This window comes from Pseudomonas sp. TE3910 (genome assembly GCF_056279025.1).
The window spans coordinates 1,727,900-1,745,564 of the sequence record NZ_JBWBQN010000001.1 but is presented as its reverse complement, the minus strand read 5'-3'; the positions used below and the strand labels follow the sequence as shown (position 1 = coordinate 1,745,564).

The 17,665-nt window shown below is 60.5% G+C and carries 15 protein-coding genes and 2 pseudogenes; 11 read left to right on the top strand and 6 right to left on the bottom strand.

All coding sequences use genetic code 11. The annotated features are described in order from the left end of the window. Positions 1–385: 385 nt before the first annotated feature. The 7 genes and pseudogenes from msuE (ACZ9H3_RS07820) (at position 386) to ACZ9H3_RS07790 (ending at position 7,496) form a co-directional block, all read left to right on the top strand. Positions 386–950, top strand: a pseudogene (gene msuE, locus ACZ9H3_RS07820) (FMN reductase). 32 nt (positions 951–982) lie between these two features. Continuing rightward, the gene (gene sfnG, locus ACZ9H3_RS07815) at positions 983–2,074 is read left to right on the top strand and encodes a dimethylsulfone monooxygenase SfnG (protein ID WP_065760124.1); all 1,092 of its coding nucleotides are present in this window, start codon (positions 983–985) and stop codon (positions 2,072–2,074) included. Positions 2,075–2,087: 13 nt separating this feature from the next. Continuing rightward, a complete protein-coding gene (locus ACZ9H3_RS07810) occupies positions 2,088–3,248 on the top strand; it encodes an AMP-binding protein (protein ID WP_476220250.1) in 1,161 nt (386 codons plus the stop codon). Positions 3,249–3,263: 15 nt separating this feature from the next. Next, positions 3,264–4,055: an ABC transporter ATP-binding protein gene (locus ACZ9H3_RS07805; RefSeq protein ID WP_065760122.1), complete on the top strand. Its 792-nt coding sequence runs from the start codon at positions 3,264–3,266 to the stop codon at positions 4,053–4,055. A gap of 70 nt (positions 4,056–4,125) precedes the next feature. Continuing rightward, positions 4,126–5,007 carry a branched-chain amino acid ABC transporter permease gene (locus tag ACZ9H3_RS07800; protein WP_065760121.1) on the top strand — a complete coding sequence of 294 codons (882 nt, stop codon included), beginning with the start codon at positions 4,126–4,128 and terminating at the stop codon, positions 5,005–5,007. An 11-nt stretch (positions 5,008–5,018) separates the two neighbouring features. Continuing rightward, entirely contained in the window at positions 5,019–6,086 is a 1,068-nt protein-coding gene (locus tag ACZ9H3_RS07795) for a branched-chain amino acid ABC transporter permease (protein WP_065760120.1), read from the top strand. 84 nt (positions 6,087–6,170) lie between these two features. Then, positions 6,171–7,496 (top strand): ABC transporter substrate-binding protein, encoded by a 1,326-nt coding sequence (locus ACZ9H3_RS07790; RefSeq protein WP_330522896.1) that lies wholly within the window; start codon positions 6,171–6,173, stop codon positions 7,494–7,496. Positions 7,497–7,618: 122 nt separating this feature from the next. On the opposite strand, the gene ACZ9H3_RS07785 is transcribed toward ACZ9H3_RS07790, so the two are convergent. Genes ACZ9H3_RS07785 through msuE (ACZ9H3_RS07775) form a run of 3 tightly spaced genes read right to left on the bottom strand, consistent with a single transcriptional unit; the run spans position 7,619 to position 10,578 of the window. Further along, the gene (locus ACZ9H3_RS07785; RefSeq protein ID WP_065760118.1) at positions 7,619–8,806 is read right to left on the bottom strand and encodes an acyl-CoA dehydrogenase family protein; all 1,188 of its coding nucleotides are present in this window, start codon (positions 8,804–8,806) and stop codon (positions 7,619–7,621) included. A gap of 44 nt (positions 8,807–8,850) precedes the next feature. Further along, complete coding sequence (gene ssuD, locus ACZ9H3_RS07780; RefSeq protein ID WP_330522894.1) at positions 8,851–10,005, bottom strand: FMNH2-dependent alkanesulfonate monooxygenase; 1,155 nt, start codon at positions 10,003–10,005, stop codon at positions 8,851–8,853. 9 nt (positions 10,006–10,014) lie between these two features. Further along, the gene (msuE, locus tag ACZ9H3_RS07775; protein WP_065760116.1) at positions 10,015–10,578 is read right to left on the bottom strand and encodes an FMN reductase; all 564 of its coding nucleotides are present in this window, start codon (positions 10,576–10,578) and stop codon (positions 10,015–10,017) included. Positions 10,579–10,880: 302 nt separating this feature from the next. Here msuE (ACZ9H3_RS07775) and ACZ9H3_RS07770 point away from each other — a divergent pair, with 302 nt between their 5' ends. Beyond that, positions 10,881–12,335, top strand: a complete 1,455-nt coding sequence (locus ACZ9H3_RS07770; RefSeq protein WP_330522893.1) for a TrkH family potassium uptake protein — start codon at positions 10,881–10,883, stop codon at positions 12,333–12,335. 119 nt (positions 12,336–12,454) lie between these two features. On the opposite strand, the gene ACZ9H3_RS07765 is transcribed toward ACZ9H3_RS07770, so the two are convergent. Next, a complete protein-coding gene (locus tag ACZ9H3_RS07765; RefSeq protein WP_099775367.1) occupies positions 12,455–12,769 on the bottom strand; it encodes a helix-turn-helix domain-containing protein in 315 nt (104 codons plus the stop codon). A gap of 304 nt (positions 12,770–13,073) precedes the next feature. Here ACZ9H3_RS07765 and ACZ9H3_RS07760 point away from each other — a divergent pair. From ACZ9H3_RS07760 to ACZ9H3_RS07750, 3 genes and pseudogenes are all read left to right on the top strand, one after another. Next, positions 13,074–13,238 (top strand): annotated as a pseudogene (locus ACZ9H3_RS07760) (PAS domain-containing protein); the annotation flags it as partial. Positions 13,239–13,397: 159 nt separating this feature from the next. After that, complete coding sequence (locus ACZ9H3_RS07755; protein ID WP_476222728.1) at positions 13,398–14,522, top strand: methyl-accepting chemotaxis protein; 1,125 nt, start codon at positions 13,398–13,400, stop codon at positions 14,520–14,522. A gap of 22 nt (positions 14,523–14,544) precedes the next feature. Next, positions 14,545–16,248, top strand: coding sequence for a putative bifunctional diguanylate cyclase/phosphodiesterase (locus ACZ9H3_RS07750; protein ID WP_476220249.1), 1,704 nt, complete (start codon positions 14,545–14,547; stop codon positions 16,246–16,248). Between the two features lie 55 nt (positions 16,249–16,303). On the opposite strand, the gene ACZ9H3_RS07745 is transcribed toward ACZ9H3_RS07750, so the two are convergent. Both ACZ9H3_RS07745 and ACZ9H3_RS07740 read right to left on the bottom strand, forming a co-directional pair. Next, complete coding sequence (locus tag ACZ9H3_RS07745) at positions 16,304–16,798, bottom strand: Lrp/AsnC family transcriptional regulator (RefSeq protein ID WP_065760110.1); 495 nt, start codon at positions 16,796–16,798, stop codon at positions 16,304–16,306. An 11-nt stretch (positions 16,799–16,809) separates the two neighbouring features. Then, positions 16,810–17,664, bottom strand: coding sequence for an ABC transporter ATP-binding protein (locus tag ACZ9H3_RS07740; protein WP_330522891.1), 855 nt, complete (start codon positions 17,662–17,664; stop codon positions 16,810–16,812). Position 17,665: the final 1 nt, after the last annotated feature.

Sequence of the window (17,665 nt, the reverse complement as noted above, 5' to 3'; positions counted from 1 at the left end):
GGCATTAAACAAAGCCGCGAACCGGTCTGGTCGCTGTCTTACGGTGTAATGCACAGGCCATGCCCAGCATGGAAGGCCCCATAATCCGTGGTGTCTGGCACGTTTTGGCTGCTTTTTGATGTCGGCTGGCGGGCACGTTGTGGAACTGCTGCTGCCCAGGCAACAGCTGTGGCAGGAGGCTGTGCAGGCATGACTGCCGTGGCCTGCTGCGCGCAAGTGTTTGCCCTGCAACAGATGATCAGCAGCTTGCCTGCTGCGGTACATCGAGCGATGTTCGCTGATTTATGTTAAGTCATTGAAATATAAGAAATTAATACAGTGGCACAGTTGCTGCTATAGCCCTTGTGTGGATGCCGCGGTGGCATGTCCAGGCAGGGGTCGATCAATGAGCAGAATACTGAAAGTCGTCGCAGTCTCGGGGAGCGTGCAACAGCCCTCACGCACCTTGGTGCTGCTTAACGCGCTGGTGGCAGAGCTGGCGCAACAGGTGCCCATTGAGCTGCAACTGATTGAGCTGGCCAAGGTCGGCCCGCAATTCGCCGGTGTGCTGCGCCGTGAGGATTTGCCCCGCCGCGGTACAGGCAGACCTGCAGGCCATCGAAAGCGCCGATTTGCTGATTGCGGCAACCCCGGTGTACCGCGCGTCCTATACCGGCCTGTTCAAGCACCTGTTCGACTTTGTTCATCACGAGGCCTTGAAGCAGGTCCCTGTGCTGTTGGCCGCCACCGGTGGTTCGGAGCGCCATGCCCTGATCATCGACCATCAGCTACGACCGTTGTTCGGCTTTTTCCAGGCGCTCAGCCTGCCAGTTGGCGTGTACGCCGCAGAAGCCGATTTCGATAACTACCACATCAGTAACACGCAGCTGCGCGAGCGTATCGAGCGGGCGGTCGAGGCTGCGGTCGCAAGCCTCGGCCCACGTTTTCAGCGCAACGCCAGCGCAGCCTGATTCAGCCCTTTCAACTCAATGGAGTACCTGCAATGAGCCAAGAACAGATCAAGTTTGCCTATTGGGTGCCTAACGTCAGCGGTGGTCTGGTGGTCAGCAAGATCGAACAGCGCACCAGCTGGGACATCGACTACAACCGCAAGCTCGCGCAAATCGCCGAGAACGCCGGCTTCGAGTATGCGCTGTCGCAAATCCGCTTCACCGCCGGTTATGGCGCGGAGTACCAGCATGAATCGGTCACCTTCAGCCATGCACTGCTCGCCGCCACCACGCGCCTGAAGGTGATTGCTGCGGTACTGCCAGGGCCTTGGACTCCGGCGTTGTTGGCCAAGCAGATTGCGACCATCGACCACCTGACAGGTGGGCGGGTGGCCATCAACGTGGTGTCGGGCTGGTTCAAGGGTGAGTTCACCGCGATCGGCGAACCGTGGCTGGAACACGATGAACGCTACCGTCGTTCGGAAGAGTTCATCACTGCACTGAAAGGTATCTGGACCACCGACAACTTCACCCAGCGCGGTGACTTCTATCGCTTCCATAACTACACCTTGCAGCCCAAGCCACTGCAGCAGCATCCAGAGATCTTCCAGGGTGGCAGCTCGCGGGCCGCTCGCGATATGGCGGCACGGGTGTCTGACTGGTACTTCACCAACGGCAATACCGTCGAAGGCATCAAGGCTCAGGTGGATGACATCAAGGCCAAGGCTGCGGCGAATAACCATACGGTCAAGGTCGGTGTGAACGCATTCATCATCGCCCGCGACACTGAGGAAGAGGCCCGCGCGGTACTCGCCGAGATTATCGACAAGGCCGATCCGGAAGCGGTCAACGCCTTTGGCGATGCGGCGCGGCAAGCCGGCAAGGCCAGCCCGGAAGGCGAAGGCAACTGGGCCAAGTCCAGTTTCGAGGACCTGGTGCAGTACAACGATGGCTTCAAGACCAACCTGATTGGTACGCCGCAGCAGATCGCCGAACGCATCGTCGCCCTGAAAGCCGTGGGGGTGGATCTGGTGTTGGGTGGTTTCCTGCACTTCCAGGAGGAAGTCGAGTACTTCGGGCGTAAGGTACTGCCATTGGTCCGTGAACTGGAAGCCCGACGTTTGGTCGACAAGGCCGTTGCCTGAAGCGGGAGTCGTTATGGTTCAGTTTGCGCAGCACAGCCCAGATGCCCCTGGCACCTTGCCTGAATGGTTGCAGCGACAGGCGGCTGACCACGGTACACGTCTGGCCCTGCGGCACAAGCATCTGGGTGTCTGGCAGGTGCGTACCTGGCAGCAGTTGGCGGATGAAGTCCGTCGCTTGGCCTCGGCGCTTCAACTGCGTGGTTTTACCGAGGCGAACACCCTCGTGGTGTTGAGCCGTCCACGCCCGGAAGCCCTGATCGCAGCACTCGCTGCGCAATGGTTGGGCGGTGTCGCGGTGTTGTTCGATCCGTTGCAGGGCGGTGCTGCTCAGGTTGAGTTGTTGCGTGAGCTGAACCCGGGTTACTTCTTTGCTGAAGGCGCTGAGGAACTGGCGCAGGTCGGTGCGGCGAATCTGAATGCTGCTCTGCTGTTTTATGCCGATGGTCGAGGCTTGGCCGCCGAGCATGCAAAAACAGCGCTCGATTATGCCGTGCTTGTGGCACGGGCGGCCGACCCGGCGCTCAAGCTGAAGGCGCGCACGGAGCGCAGCGCCTTCATCTTCTACCGTTTGCATGAGGGCCAGCACATCGAATTGCAGCGCATCAGCCATGCAGAGCTGGTGCGCGAAGGGGCGCGTCTGGTGCAGCTCGAACACCTTGGGCCGGGCGAGGAAGCACTGGCTGCGCGGGCCTTTGCCGCCAGTGGTCAGGCGCGCTACTTGCTGGCGCCTTGGCTGATTGCCGGGTTTCGCCTGAATTTCCCCGAGAGCCTGCACACCCGTGACCGCGATCGCCGTGAGCTGGGGCCAACCTTGGTGGCCGGGACCCGGGAGACCTATGGCCGCTTGTACCAGGAGGTGCTGGCACGCCTGCCGGATGTGGGCACTTGGCAGCGGCGGCTGGTGGATTGGGCGCTGGCGGCGCAGCCGGGCGTACTCAGGCGTGCGCTCGGTTACTGGCTGGTGCGGCGTGCGCTGCGCGACATCCTTGGCTTCAGCCGCATACAGGCACCGTTGTTGGTCGGGGAGCCGTTGGCAGAACCAGCGCAGGCCTTTTTTGCCGCGCTGGACATTCGTGTGCGGACCTGGCCAGACCCCGCACGTTGGCAGGTGGCGCCGAGTGAGCCTGCCAGCCGTATCAGTGGTTGGATTGACGACCATCCACAATTGGCTTGATGAGGAGAGCGAACGATGTCCACAAGCCACTCTGCTGTTCCGGCGCCGCTACTGGCGCTGGACAATATTTCCCTGTCCTTCAAGGGCGTCAAGGCGGTTACCGGCATCAGCTTTTCGGTCGCGCCCGGTGAGATCTGCGCCTTGATCGGGCCTAACGGTGCCGGCAAGAGTTCGTTGTTGAATGTGATCAACGGTGTGTACCAGGCACAGGAAGGCCACATTCATTTTGCCGGCCAGGTGCGGCGCCGCATGCGTCCTCACGACGCGGCGCAACGCGGTATCGCCCGGACCTTTCAGAACATCGCGCTGTTCAAGGGCATGACGGTACTCGACAACGTCCTGACCGGGCGCAACCTGAAACGGCGTAGCACTTGGTTGGAGCAAGTGCTGCGGGTGGGGCGAGTCGCGGCTGAAGATGACCTTCAGCGCGCTGCGGCAGAACGGGTCATTGCGTTTCTGCAGATCCAGCCGTGGCGTGATGCGATTGTCGGCACCTTGCCCTACGGTTTGCAAAAGCGGGTTGAGTTGGCCCGTGCCTTGGCCGCGGAACCTACCTTGCTGTTGCTGGATGAGCCAATGGCCGGAATGAATGCCGAAGAGAAGGCGCAGATGAGCCGTTTCATCGTCGACATCAACCGCGAATTCGGTACCACCGTGGTCTTGATCGAGCACGACATCGGCGTGGTCATGGGCATTTCGCACCATGTGGTGGTGCTGGACTACGGCCGCAAGATTGGCGATGGCCCGCCGGATCAGGTCCGGCAAGACCCTGAGGTCATTGCTGCTTACCTCGGTACCCGACACTAACGCGCGTTTACGTGTTTGCCGTCCTGCGTTGGGCGGTTGGCTTCGTATTGCCCGAAAAGCAGGAAACGACATGGATTTTTTCTTTGAAGTACTGATCGGCGGTTTGCTGGCCGGGGTGATGTATGCCCTGGTGGCCATCGGGTTTGTGCTGATCTACAAGGCCTCCGGCGTGTTCAATTTCGCTCAGGGCGCGATGGTGCTGTTCTCCGCGCTGACCTTTGTCAGTTTGCTGGAGCGCGGGTTGCCGTTCTGGTTGGCGTTTGTGGTGACCCTGGCGGCGATGGTGCTGTTGGCCCTGGCGGTTGAGCGGGTGGTGCTGCGGCCGTTGGTCAACCGCTCACCGATCACCCTGTTCATGGCCACGCTCGGCCTGTCGTACATGATCGAAGGTTTTGCCCAGGCGCTGTGGGGCGCGCAGGTGCACGGCCTTGACCTGGGCATCAGTGATGAGCCGTTGGCGTTGGGCGGCATGTTGCTGTCTTCGTTCGACCTGTTTGCGGCAGCCACGGCAGCGCTGCTGGTACTGGTGCTGTCATTGCTGTTCAGCAAGACCCGTATTGGCCTGTCGTTGCGGGCCGTGGCCGACGATCCCGTCGCAGCCTTGGCCGTGGGCATTCGCTTGCAGCACATCTGGGCCGTGGTGTGGGCCGTGGCAGGGTTTGTCGGCCTGGTCGCCGGGCTGCTCTGGGGCGCTCGCCTGGGCGTGCAGTTCTCCCTTTCGCTCATCGTGCTCAAGGCCTTGCCGGTGCTGATCATTGGCGGGTTCACCTCGATCAGTGGGGCGATTGTCGGCGGCTTGATCATCGGCGCCAGCGAGAAACTTGCCGAGGTCTACCTCGGGCCGTTCGTGGGCGGGGGGATCGAGAACTGGTTCCCCTATGTCCTGGCGTTGCTGTTTTTGCTGGTGCGTCCAGCCGGATTGTTTGGCGAACGTGCCATTGAGCGGGTTTGAGGGAGAGTGCCATGTTGTACAACGAAGCCGGTCAGTTCAGTACCCGTTACGCCCAGGATCGTCGAGTGTTCCGCTTGCGTCAGGATCGCCATGCATTGCTGGCGCTGCTGCTGTTTGCCTTTGTGGCGGTGCCTTACCTGGGCAATGACTACTGGTTCAGTGCCATCCTGATTCCTTTTCTGGTGTTGTCGCTGGCCGGGCTTGGGCTGAATTTGCTGACGGGCTATGCCGGGCAACTCTCCCTCGGTTCGGCGGCCTTCATGGCGGTAGGGGCCTTTGCTACCTACAACATCGAACTGCGAGTACCGGGTTTGCCGCTACTGCTAAGCCTTGTGCTGGGCGGCGTTTGTGCGGCCCTGACGGCGTTGCTGTTCGGTTTGCCCAGCCTTCGCATCAAAGGCTTCTACTTGCTGGTGTCTACCCTGGCTGCGCAGTTCTTCGTGCAATGGGCGTTGACCAAGTTCAGCTGGTTTTCCAATGACAGCGCCTCAGGGGTGATCAGTGCGCCGCCGCTACACCTCATGGGGGTCGATTTCAGTTCGCCGGCGGGCCGTTACCTGTTCACGCTTGGGGTGGTCGTGGTGCTGTTCTGGCTGGGCAAAAACCTGGTGCGCAGTGAGTTGGGGCGTAACTGGATGGCGGTGCGCGACATGGACACTGCCGCTGCAGTCATCGGTATTCCGCTGCTCAAGACCAAGCTGCTGGCCTTTGCCATCAGCGGCTTTTTCCTCGGCATTGCCGGCGCACTGTGGGCCTTCACCTACCTGGGTACGGTAGAGCCGCATGGCTTCGACCTGAACCGCTCATTCCAGGTGCTGTTCATCATCATTATCGGTGGCTTGGGCAGCTTGCTCGGCAACTTCCTCGGTGCAGCGTTCATCGTGCTGTTCCCGATCCTGCTCTCGAACCTGGCCGGGCTGTTGCCTGCGGGCCTGATCGATGCCGGGCAGGTCGAGAACCTGCAAAAGATGGTGTTCGGCGCACTGATCATCCTTTTCCTGATCAAGGAACCAGAGGGGCTGGCGCGCCTCTGGCAACGCTTTCGCGAGCGCGCACGGCGATGGCCGCTGCGCTACTGAGCGAATCCCTGCAGGCGGAGCGTGCTCCGCAGTTCACCCTTCAGGCGCAAGCCATAGCTCAACGATTCGACAAGGAAACACGCGATGTTCAAACGATCTTTGCTCAGCAGCCTCGCGCTGGCCGTGAGCTTGAGTGCCACTGCCTTCATCGCCAAGGCCGATGGCGAGCAGTACTTCCCGCTGCAAAGCTACCGTGTTGGCCCTTACGCGGCAGGCGGTACCGGGTTCTTTGGCGGGTTTATCGATTACCTCAAGTACGTCAACGCCAATGGTGGGGTCAATGGCGTCAAGTTGACCTGGAGCGAGTGCGAAACCGAGTACGTGGTGGAGAAGGGCGTTGAGTGCTACGAACGCCTGAAGAACGGTTTGAACGGGGCGCCGGCCGCTGCGACCAACCCGCTCTCGGTAGGTATTGCCTACGCCACCCTGGACCGCTCGACGGCAGACAAATTGCCCTTGATCACCATCAACCACGGGCGCACGGACTCTACCGATGGCAGCGTGTTCCCCTATGCCTTCCCGTTGCAACTGAACCCGTATTCCGAAGTGTCGGCGATCATCAACTACATCGGCCAGCAGTCGGGTGGCCTGGACAAGTTGAGTGGCAAGAAGATCGTCACGCTCTACCATGGTTCTCCCTATGGCAAGGAAACCAATGAGGTGCTGCAGGCGTTGGCCGACAAGTATGGCTTTACCCTGACCTTGCTGGAGGTGCCGCACCCTGGCAACGAACAGCAATCGCAGTGGCTGAACATCCGTCGCGCCAAGCCGGACTGGGTCATTCTGCGAGGCTGGGGTGTCATGAACCCGGTTGCCTTGAAGAGCGCGCAGAAGGTCGGCTTCCCGGCGGACCGAATCATCGGCAACATCTGGAGTAACTCCGAGGAAGACGCCGCACCGGCAGGGGCTGCAGCCAAGGGCTTTATCTCGATTACCACGCACCCGTCCGGGACCACGTTCCCGGTGACTCAAGGGATCAAGAAGGACGTTATCGATGCCGGTCATGGCGACCTTGCCGATCCAAAACGCTTCGGTACCGTCTACTACAACCTGGGTGTGGTGAACGGCATCCTCAACGTCGAGGCGGTACGCCTGGCGCAGGAAAAGTACGGCCACAAGCCATTGAGTGGCGAGCAGGTGCGCTGGGGCTTTGAGCACCTGAAGCTGGATGAGGCGCGGCTCAAGGAACTGGGCGCGCTAGGCCTGGTGCAACCCCTGCAACTGTCCTGCTCCGACCATGAGGGCGGCGGTGCCGTGCGCTTCCAGCAGTGGGATGGGGAGAAGTGGAACCTGATCAGCGATTGGGTGCAGGCCGACCGCGCACTGTTGCGGCCAATCATCGAAGCCTCTGCACAAAAGTACGCGAAGGAGAAAGGCATCACCCCGCGCGACTGCAGCAAAGACTCCTGATGCTGCCTCGACACCGGGGCACATGTGCCCCGGTGTTGTTCCGGTGGTGTTGTCCCGGTGTTGTCTGGGGCAACGACCGGGTCGCCGTTGATGAACCGCTGCGAGGACGCGAGGCCACCACCCTAGGAGTAGAACGTCGGGGTTGGCAGTTGAGCATTCAGCGCCCAGTCACCCAGCTCTTGCAGTTTGTAGTCCACAGGATCATGCAGAGACTGTGTGCGCAGGTTGCGCCAGTAGCGGTCGAGGCGCAGGGCCGCGTGGGTGGAACGGGCACCGGTCACTTCAAACAAGCGGCTGGTCAGGTCCAGGCCGATGCGTGTTGCCGCCACCTTGGCGGTTGCGATGGCGACGGCCAGTTCACCGCGTTCTTCGCTATGCAGTTGATGCTCCTTGCGCCAGGCCTGATCGAGCAGCGCGTTCGCCCGTTCGGTGAGCAATCGCACGCTTTCCAGGCCGACCCAGAACTCGCCATAGTGGCCCAGGATGTAAGGGTCTTCGTTGGCGTGTTCAACCTTGGCCTTGAACCACGGGCGGGTTTCCTTGAGGGTGTAGTTGCGGGCTTCGACGAAGGCGCCTTCGGCAATGCCAAGGAACATGTTGACGAAGGTGAGCTGCGCGATCAGCGGGCGCAGGCAGGCGAAGGGCGTACTCAAGGGGCCGGGTTCGAGCAGCAACTCGTTTTCCTCGACCCGTACCCGTTCAAAGGTCGCACTGCCACTGTCGGTTTGCCGTTGACCAATGTTGTCCCAGTCTCCGTGCAGGGTAATGCCGGTGCGCCCGCTTGGGATGGCGGCAATCAGCAGTTTGCCCTGGGTGGACTCATCCAGCGCCGAGGCAATCAGCATTTCCGAGTCGGCCGAGCCCGAGCAAAAGCTTTTACGCCCTGAGAACTCACGCCAACCGGCGAGTTTTTTCGAGACGGTACGGGTATCCAGCGGGTTGAGGGCGTTGCCCCAGAACCAGTTGTTGCGTGCTGTCAGCTCGAACCACGGTTGCCATTGGTCTGGCCGGGAGAACAAGCGCACAGTAGCCAGCATCAGGTGCTGGAAGCCAAAGACGTGAGCGATCGAGCTGTCGACCTTGGCAAATTCGCGAACGATGTTCAGCGTCTCTGTCCAGTTGGCGCCCAGGCCGCCGTATTGCGTCGGAATGATCAAGCCCAGCAAGCCGCTCTGGCGCAGCGCATCGCGCTCGGCTTTCGGTGTGCCGCCGAGGCGGTCACGTTCCGCGGCGCTTTCGGCGAAGGTGCTGGCCAGCGCTTGGGCAATCTGCAGTGGCGTCAGGCGTGCGGATTGATGAATAGCAGTCACAGGCTGTCCTCATCGGGGGGGTAGGGTGGCTTGAGGCGCGTCCATCAGGCTGGTTGCGCTGTTGCCTGGGTGGGCAGCACGTCGTTGGCGATCATTTCGCCAAAGGGGCCTGAGAGGTTGGTGACACCGCGGCCTGCCAGGCTCGCATAGGGTTCCGGCAGCAGCGGAAAGACCAGTTCGGCAAAGCGATAGGCCTCTTCCAGGTGTGGGTAGCCGGAGAAGATGAAGCTCTCGATGCCGAGGTCGGCATATTCCTTGATCAGCCCGGCCACTTGTTGCGGGTCACCGACCAGGGCCGTGCCTGCACCGCCACGCACCAGGCCAACGCCCGCCCAGAGGTTCGGGTAGATCTCCAGTTGGTCACGCCGACCACCATGCAGTGCGGCCATGCGCCGTTGCCCCTCGGAATCGAAACGCGAGAAGGACTGCTGCGCGGCGGCAATGGTTTCGTCGCTGATGTTGGCGATCAGCTTGTCGGCTGCTTGCCAGGCTTGTTCGGCGGTCTCGCGGACAATCACATGCAAGCGAATGCCGAACTTCACGGTGCGCCCGTGTTTGGCTGCGCGGGCACGGACATCGGCGATCTTTTCGGCGACAGCCGCCGGTGGCTCGCCCCAGGTCAGGTAGACATCCACCTGCTCGGCGGCCAGCTCGTGGGCCGCGTCGGAAGAACCGCCGAAATACAGCGGTGGATAGGGTTTTTGCACGGGAGGGTAGAGCGCCTTGGCGTTTTGCACTTGAAGGTGCTTGCCGTCATAGTCCACGGCTTCGCCCTGCAGCACACGCCGCCAGATATGCAGGAACTCGCCACTGGCCTCATAGCGTTCACTGTGGCTGAGATGCAGGCCGTCTCCACGGTTTTCGTCCGGGTCACCGCCGGTTACCACGTTGATCAACAGGCGGCCTGCGGACAAGCGATCAAGGGTCGCGGCCATGCGTGCAGAGACCGTCGGCGAAATGATCCCGGGGCGGATCGCTACCAGGTAACGCAGGCGTTCGGTCAGCGGTACCAGGGCAGAGGCCACCACCCAGGAGTCCTCGCAAGAGCGTCCGGTGGGTATCAGTACACCGTAGTAACCGAGGCTGTCGGCGGCCTGGGCCACCTGTTTGAGGTAGGGCAGGGTGACGGGGCGGGCGCCCTGACTGGTACCCAGCAAATGACCGTCGCCGTGGGTGGGCAGAAACCAGAAAACATTCATGTCGGCGCCTCAGGCAATTTTACGTAGAACAGCGCGGTGGCCGTTGAGCTGCTCGGCGGCTTTTTCCCCGGCCAGGCGGATACGTGCCTGCAGGGCCGTGCTGGTGATCTGGTAGTTGCTGAAATCGGCTTCGGCGGCGTAGACCCCGATCGGCAGGGTGACCGACTGGAAGAAGCTGAACAGGGGGCGAAGTTGGTGGTCGATGACCAGCGCATGGCGTTCGCTGCCACCGGTTGCGGCGAGCAGTACTGGCGTATCAATCAAGGCATCCTGGCCAATCAGATCGAACAGGTGCTTGAACTGGCCGGGGTAGGTGCCACGGTAGACGGGGGCCGCGACGATCAGCAGGTCGGCGGACTCGATTGCGCGCAGCTCATGCTCTACGGTTTCCGGCAGCTCTTTACGCGAGAGTGCGCCACCCAGTGGGCGGACGATATCCCCAAGTTCAATGACCTTGCTCTCGATGGGTAGTTGTTGCGCCAGTTCAGCCAGGATGGCCTGGGTCAGAACCAGTGTGCGCGAAGGGCGGAACGTGCCACCGGAAACGGCGACGACTTTGATTGGAGTGCTCATGGCTACAGGCCCGTTGCTGTTGAAGGTACAGGGGCAGGAGCAAGAGTTGTTCCATGTGTGAAAAGTCTTTATTTATCAGATTGTTATGAGCTTTTTGCGGGGTACTCAAGTGTTGCTTGAAGTGCGCCCTGTTGAATGGCTGTTGCTGGGGCAACAGTTTCGCTGCTGTTGTTGGCGCAACAGTGGCTGCGCGGGCGGCTGCAGTATGAGGTGTGAAGCCACTGAATTTTTACGGATTCTTTACGCGTCTGTGTGCTGCGCTATAACGATACTTGCGCGCGCCATTCAGTCAGAGCCCGTACATGTCACTTGCCAGAATCCGCTTGATTGGTTTCATCCTCGGTGTCTTCCTCATCACCCTTGCGGTGAGCATGACGATCCCTCTGTTCACCTTGATGCTTTATGAGCAGCAGGACGGGCTTTCTGCATTTGTCCGTTCAGGTGTCATCACCTTTCTCACCGGTATTGCGCTGGTCGCACAAGGGCGTCCCGAGGACGCTCATTTACGCCCGCGAGACATGTATTTGCTGACGACGGCCAGTTGGGTCGTGGTCTGTACCTTTGCGGCGCTGCCGATGGTGTTCATACGGGATATCAGCTACACGGATGCGTTTTTTGAAACGATGTCGGGTATCACCACCACCGGCTCGACCGTGCTGACCGGGCTGGACACCGCGTCCCCAGGCTTGCTGATCTGGCGCTCGATGTTGCATTGGTTGGGCGGCATCGGCTTTATCGGTATGGCGGTAGCGATTCTGCCGTTGCTGCGCGTCGGGGGGATGCGCTTGTTCCAGACCGAGTCGTCGGACTGGTCGGACAAAGTGCTGCCGCGCTCCCATGTCATGGCGAAATACATTCTGCTGGTCTATGTCGTGTTGACCGGGATTGGCTACCTGGCGTTCTGGTGGGCCGGGATGACGCCGTTCGAGGCGATCAACCACTCAATGTCGCTGATATCCACCGGTGGCTTCTCGACCTCGGACAGTTCGTTGGCGCACTGGTCGCAGCCGGCCATTCACTGGGTCGCGGTAGGGGTGATGATCCTCGGCAGCTTGCCCTTTACGTTGTATGTGGCGGTGCTGCGAGGCAATAGAGGCGCCTTGTTCAAGGATCATCAGGTACGTGGCTTCATTGGCTTTCTGGTGTTGACCTGGTTGCTGGTCGGCACCTGGCTGCATTTCAACGGGCCATACGGGTGGTGGGAGGCGGTGCGCCTGGTGGCGGTCAACGTCACGTCGGTGGTGACTACAACGGGCGTTGCGCTGGGTGACTACACCCTGTGGGGCACATTTTCGGTGTTGTTCTTCTTCTACCTGACGTTCGTCGGTGGCTGTTCGGGCTCAACCGCCGGTGGTTTGAAGATCTTTCGTTTCCAGGTCGCCGGCCAGTTACTGCATGGCAGCCTGTCGCAACTGATTCACCCGCGCGCAACGATTCGCAGCAAGTACAACGGCCATCCGCTGGATGAGGACATTGTGCGTTCGCTGCTGACCTTCTGCTTTTTCTTTACCACCACCATCGCCGCCATTGCGCTGGGGCTGGCCCTGATCGGCCTGGACTGGACCATTGCACTGACCGGTGCGGCGACGGCCGTCTGCAATGTGGGGCCGGGGTTGGGGCCGGTGATCGGGCCGGTCGGTAACTTCTCCTCACTGCCCGATGCTGCGAAGTGGCTGCTGACCGTCGGCATGCTGCTGGGGCGTCTGGAAATCCTCACCGTTCTGGTGCTGTTCACACCGTCGTTCTGGCGCTTCTAGAAACGCGGGGCGCTGCCAAGCCTCAGCCCCCATCCGGGGGCTGAATCAGATATACTCCGCGCCCCTAAAATGGGGCAGCGCTGTTTAGCGATAAGCCTGTCTGCTTGCTGTTGCTGGCGTTAACGCCTGGACAGGGCCATATCGACCGCCGCGATCAGCTTTCCCAGGTCTTTTGGGGGGGCTTTGTGTACGACGTTGAACAGATAGGCTCTTTGCTCGTCTTCATCGCCCAACTCCGAGAAAAAAGCTTTCAGCTTTATACCCAGCACTTCGGCAAATTTGAACAGTGCTTCAACGCTTGGGGTGTAGGAGCCGGTTTCAAAGCGGCTGATGGTTTTGGGATCAAAACCGGTTTTCTCGCCGAATTCAGCCTGAGTAAGCCCTGCCACCTTGCGGTAGCGCTTTATGGCTGAACCCAAACCTGAAATTGTCATCGCTTAATTCCCATTTAGAATCAAGAACTTAACGGTATTTGGTCGAGCTAGGCAACGCCAGATTCTGTAACATTACTGTCATAAACGTGATGTAATTCGTAGAATTGGATTGTCAGACAAAAGTCTGAATGCCTGGTTCAACATGGACTGGATCCAGGATTACGACCGCCACTAACGGAGTTCTAACGTGCGTCTCAATTTGCCGGTAACCTCTGTCGAACAGACGTTTCCGGAACATCAACGCCTTGTTTCCGCAACCGATACCACCAGTAAGATCACTTACTGCAATGCCGAATTCGCCGCCATGAGCGGCTTCAGTCAGGCAGAACTTATCGGTAGTACCCACAACCTTGTACGTCACCCGGACATGCCGCCAGAGGTGTTCCAGCAGATGTGGCAGTACCTCAAGGCCGGCCAGAGCTGGATGGGGATCGTCAAGAACCGCTGCAAGAACGGCAACTTCTACTGGGTCAGTGCCTACGTCACGCCGGTGCTCGAGGACGGGCGCCTGGTGGGGTACGAGTCTGTGCGGGTCAAGCCAACCCGCGAGCAGGTGCAGCGTGCCGAGACGCTGTATGCGCGTTTGCGTGAAGGCAAGCCCGCCGTGCCAGTGCTGCGCCGCGCTGCGGTGATCGGCAAGGTACTGGCGTTGCCGGTGCTGGCTGCCGGGGTTTCCATTGTGCTAAACCAGGCCGCTCCCGGTCTGCTTGGCCAGGGCGCCACGCTTGGGCTTTTCGGGCTGGTTGGTCTTTATGGCCACAGCCGCCTTGGGCGCGAGCTTAAACAGATCGTGCAGTCTACGCCCAATACCTTTGCTGACCCGATCGTTGCTATGACCTACACCGATGCCGTGGGGCCGAGTGCTCAACTGCAGATGATCCTGATCAGTGAAGAGGCGCGGTTGAAAACAGCCCTCACACGCTTGAGCGATCTGGCCAGGCAGATGGCTGAGGCAGCGACCGATTCCAGTCGGTTGTCCAGCAGCACGGAGTCGGCGTTGCTCGAACAGCGTGCCGAAACCGACATGACGGCAGCGGCGATGACTGAGATGGCCGCGTCCATCGCTGAGGTCGCCCAGCATGTGCAGCAAACGGCAGGCGAAGCGCAAACCGCCAACCTCCTGGCCGATCAGGGCAGTCAGGTGGCCGGTACTACCCGCGAAGCGATCCAGTTGCTGGCCAGTACGGTCACCCAGATCAACCAGGCAGTCGGAAACCTGGCCGGGCAGACCCAGGACATCATGATGGCTGCGAGCGTGATCCGCTCGATTGCCGAACAGACCAACCTGTTGGCGCTCAACGCTGCCATTGAGGCCGCTCGCGCCGGCGAACAAGGGCGCGGCTTTGCGGTGGTGGCTGACGAAGTGCGGGCATTGGCCGGCAAGACCCGTCAGTCGACCCTGCAAATTCAGGGCGTCATTGAAAGCCTTCGTACGGGTGCGGAGGAGGCCGTGAGCATCGCCAACCTGGGTATTCAGGAAGCAGAGCAGGGGGTTGCGCAGGTGCTGGAAGCACAGCGTGCCTTGCAAGGTATCCGCGAAGCCGTAGAGCGTATCAGTGACATGAGCCATCAGATGGCTGCTGCTTCTCAGGAACAGTCAAATGTCGCCGAAGATGTCTCGCGGCAGATCAATACGGTGGCCAGCACGGTGCAGAAAACCGCGCAGAATGCCAATGCCGCGGCGACACGGGGCGGTGAATTGGAGCGCATTTCTTCGAGCCTGCGCGCTCTGGTCGAGCGATTCAATCGATAGCCGGCAGGGTGTAGAGGACGTCATGGACGATAACTACCGCGCGGCCGTCGATGCGGCCGCGATTTTTTCCGAAACCGATTTGACGGGTCGGATTACCTACGTAAACCAACAGTTTTGCAGCATTTCCGGTTACAGCCGCGAAGAGCTGCTTGGGGCCAATCACCGCATCCTCAATTCGGGCCTGCATGATCCGGAGTTTTTCCAGGAGATGTGGCGGTCCCTGGTGATGGGCAAGGTCTGGAAAGGCGAGATCTGCAACCGCGCCAAGGACGGCTCGTTGTACTGGGTCGACAGTACGATGGTGCCATTGATGGACCCATTGAGCGGGAAGGTACGCAAGTATGTCTCGATTCGTTTCGATGTCAGCGAGAAGCGCCAGTTGCTGCGCACCTTGCAATGGCGGGTCAGCCACGATGTGCTGACCGGCCTACCCAACCGGGCCTACCTGTCTGACCTGTTGACGCAAGCTCTGGATTTTTCCCGGCAAGAGGGCACCCAACTGGCGGTGTGCATGCTTGACCTGGATGGTTTCAAGGCGGTGAACGACGGCTATGGTCACGCCAGTGGCGATTTGTTGCTGGTCGAGGTGGCCGCCCGTCTCAAGGGCATCCTGCGCGGCGGTGATGCCGTGGCGCGGTTGTCAGGCGATGAGTTCGTGCTGATTCTGCGTGACGTTCACGACCACTATCGTCTGCACATTGCCCTGCAGCGGGTACTCGCCGCCGTTGCATCGCCTTACGCCATCAACGGTCAGGACTTGAGCGTCAGCGCGAGCATCGGGGTGACGCTGTTTCCGCTCGACAATGACGATGCCGACACCTTGCTGCGCCATGCCGACCAGGCCATGTATGTGGCCAAACAAAGTGGCCGTAACCGCTACCATGTGTTTGACGTCTCGCTGGACAAGGAGGTCAAGGCCACCCACCAGACCGTTGAGCGCTTGCGCCAGGCGTTGGCCAAGGGTGAGTTGCGCCTGTACTACCAGCCTAAGGTCAATATGCGCACCGGTGCGGTGATTGGCTTTGAGGCGTTGTTGCGCTGGCAGCATCCGGTCAAGGGGCTGGTGCCGCCGGTGGAGTTTTTACCGTTGGTAGAGCAGACTGACCTGATCGTCGATATCGGTGAATGGGTGATCGATCAGGCCATGGCGCAAATGCATCAATGGCAACTGCAGGGTTTCTGTTGGTCGGTGAGCGTGAACATTGCGGCCCGGCATTTCCAGCGTTCGGACTTTGTCGAGCGGTTGAAACGACTGCTGGCCCGCCACGCAGCGGTGGCGCCAAGCATGTTGGATCTGGAAATCGTCGAATCGGTGGCCATCGAGAACATTCAGCGGGTCAGCCAATGTCTGGATGCCTGTCAGGAGCTGGGCGTGCAATTCTCCCTTGATGATTTCGGCACAGGTTACTCATCGCTGAGTTACCTCAAGCGGCTGCCAACCCAGACAATCAAGATCGATAAGTCGTTTGTTCGTGACATCCTCCACGACCAGGATGACCTGGCCTTGACCCGCGCCGTGATTAGCCTGGCGCGGGCGTTCGGCCGTCAGGTGATCGCCGAAGGCCTGGAAACGGTTGAACATGGCCAGTTGCTGATGGACTTGGGCTGCGACATGGCGCAAGGCTACTGCATTGCCCGGCCAATGCCCGCTGCCGATGTGACGCTGTGGGTCGAGGGTTATGCGCAGCCCGCGGAGTGGGCTGCACGGGCACCGCTGACGGTATAGGCGTCAGCGGTGTTGACGATGCAGGCGCCGATGGCATCGCCTGCATCACGGGTGCCTAGAGTTGGGTTGCGGTGTTTTTCACCACGGCCAGCTCTGGGTGCGCGACCAATTTGTCGATGTGCAGTTCGTCGTTGTTCATCCAGGTCTCGGTCAGCACCCGGTAGTGCTCCATGTCCCGGCAGCGCATGCGCAGGCTGTAATCGAAGTGGCCGCTGATCAGTTGGCACTCAAAAACCTGTGGGCAAGCCCGAACGCAGGCCTCAAACGCGCGTTGCGCTGCGCGCCCGCTCTGGTTGGAGAGGGCAACCAGCACCAGCAGCGACAGCCCCGGTGAAACCATCTGCACGTCGATGATCGCGCCGTAGCCTCGAATCACGCCGCGCCTTTCCAGCTTGCGCACCCGCTCAAGGCACGGGCGAGGCGTCAGATGCACCAGTGATGAAAGCTTCTCATAGGTGATCCGCCCGTTATGGCGCAGTACATCAATGATGGCTTCATCGATCCGGTCCAGAGGGGGCGCGCAGTGGGGGCTGTTGGCCTTGTTTTCCATGCGGGTCTGCTTCACTTCAAACGGTTGGATAGAAATTGCTGCAGGCGCTCGCTCTGCGGGTGGTCGAGTATCGCGGCGCTGCCTTGTTCCTCGACCCGGCCCTGATGCAGGAACAACACCTGGCTGGACACCTTCCGGGCAAAGCCCATTTCGTGGGTGACCATGAGCATGGTACGACCTTCCTCGGCCAGCGTCTGTATGACTTTGAGCACCTCGCCCACCAGCTCTGGGTCGAGCGCCGAGGTGGGTTCATCGAAGAGGATGATTTCCGGCTCCATGGCCAGTGCGCGGGCGATGGCAACCCGTTGTTGTTGCCCGCCAGAGAGAAACGCCGGGTACTGATCGGCTGCGCGCGATGGCAGCCCAACCTTGTCCAGGTAGGCGCGAGCGCGGGCTTCGGCGTCCTGTGCGCTGACACCAAGCACACGGCGAGGGGCCAGGCAAATGTTCTCCAGCACAGTCATGTGGCTCCACAGGTTGAAGTGCTGGAACACCATGGCCAGACGCGTACGCAGGTTCTGCAATTGGGCAGGGTGCGGTGCGCGCACGCCTGCGCGACCCTGGCGCATCTCGATGGTTTGGCCATCGAGGGTAATCGCGCCCGCGTCGGGTTGTTCAAGGAAGTTGATGCAGCGCAGCATTGTACTTTTGCCCGAGCCGCTGGCACCAATCAGGCTGATGACATCGCCTTTGCGCGCTTGCAGCGAGACGCCTTTGAGTACCTGATGATCGCCGTAGTGTTTGTGCAGGTCTTCGACGGTCAGTTTGACCGCCGCTGTCTGGGCGACGTTGGCCTGACGTGCTGTCGTAAGTGGCTCAAGCAGTGGCTCGCGATGGGACGACAAGGCGTGTGCAGAAAGGGTCATG

Coding starts and splice junctions, on each gene's coding strand:
- ACZ9H3_RS07795 (WP_065760120.1), top strand. CDS start 5,019: ATGTTGTACAACGAAGCCGGTCAGTTCAGTACCCGTTACGCCCAGGAT.
- ACZ9H3_RS07800 (WP_065760121.1), top strand. CDS start 4,126: ATGGATTTTTTCTTTGAAGTACTGATCGGCGGTTTGCTGGCCGGGGTG.
- ACZ9H3_RS07790 (WP_330522896.1), top strand. CDS start 6,171: ATGTTCAAACGATCTTTGCTCAGCAGCCTCGCGCTGGCCGTGAGCTTG.
- ACZ9H3_RS07765 (WP_099775367.1), bottom strand. CDS start 12,769: ATGACAATTTCAGGTTTGGGTTCAGCCATAAAGCGCTACCGCAAGGTG.
- ACZ9H3_RS07740 (WP_330522891.1), bottom strand. CDS start 17,664: ATGACCCTTTCTGCACACGCCTTGTCGTCCCATCGCGAGCCACTGCTT.
- msuE (WP_065760116.1), bottom strand. CDS start 10,578: ATGAGCACTCCAATCAAAGTCGTCGCCGTTTCCGGTGGCACGTTCCGC.
- ACZ9H3_RS07750 (WP_476220249.1), top strand. CDS start 14,545: ATGGACGATAACTACCGCGCGGCCGTCGATGCGGCCGCGATTTTTTCC.
- ACZ9H3_RS07810 (WP_476220250.1), top strand. CDS start 2,088: ATGGTTCAGTTTGCGCAGCACAGCCCAGATGCCCCTGGCACCTTGCCT.
- ACZ9H3_RS07770 (WP_330522893.1), top strand. CDS start 10,881: ATGTCACTTGCCAGAATCCGCTTGATTGGTTTCATCCTCGGTGTCTTC.
- ACZ9H3_RS07805 (WP_065760122.1), top strand. CDS start 3,264: ATGTCCACAAGCCACTCTGCTGTTCCGGCGCCGCTACTGGCGCTGGAC.
- ssuD (WP_330522894.1), bottom strand. CDS start 10,005: ATGAATGTTTTCTGGTTTCTGCCCACCCACGGCGACGGTCATTTGCTG.
- ACZ9H3_RS07745 (WP_065760110.1), bottom strand. CDS start 16,798: ATGGAAAACAAGGCCAACAGCCCCCACTGCGCGCCCCCTCTGGACCGG.
- sfnG (WP_065760124.1), top strand. CDS start 983: ATGAGCCAAGAACAGATCAAGTTTGCCTATTGGGTGCCTAACGTCAGC.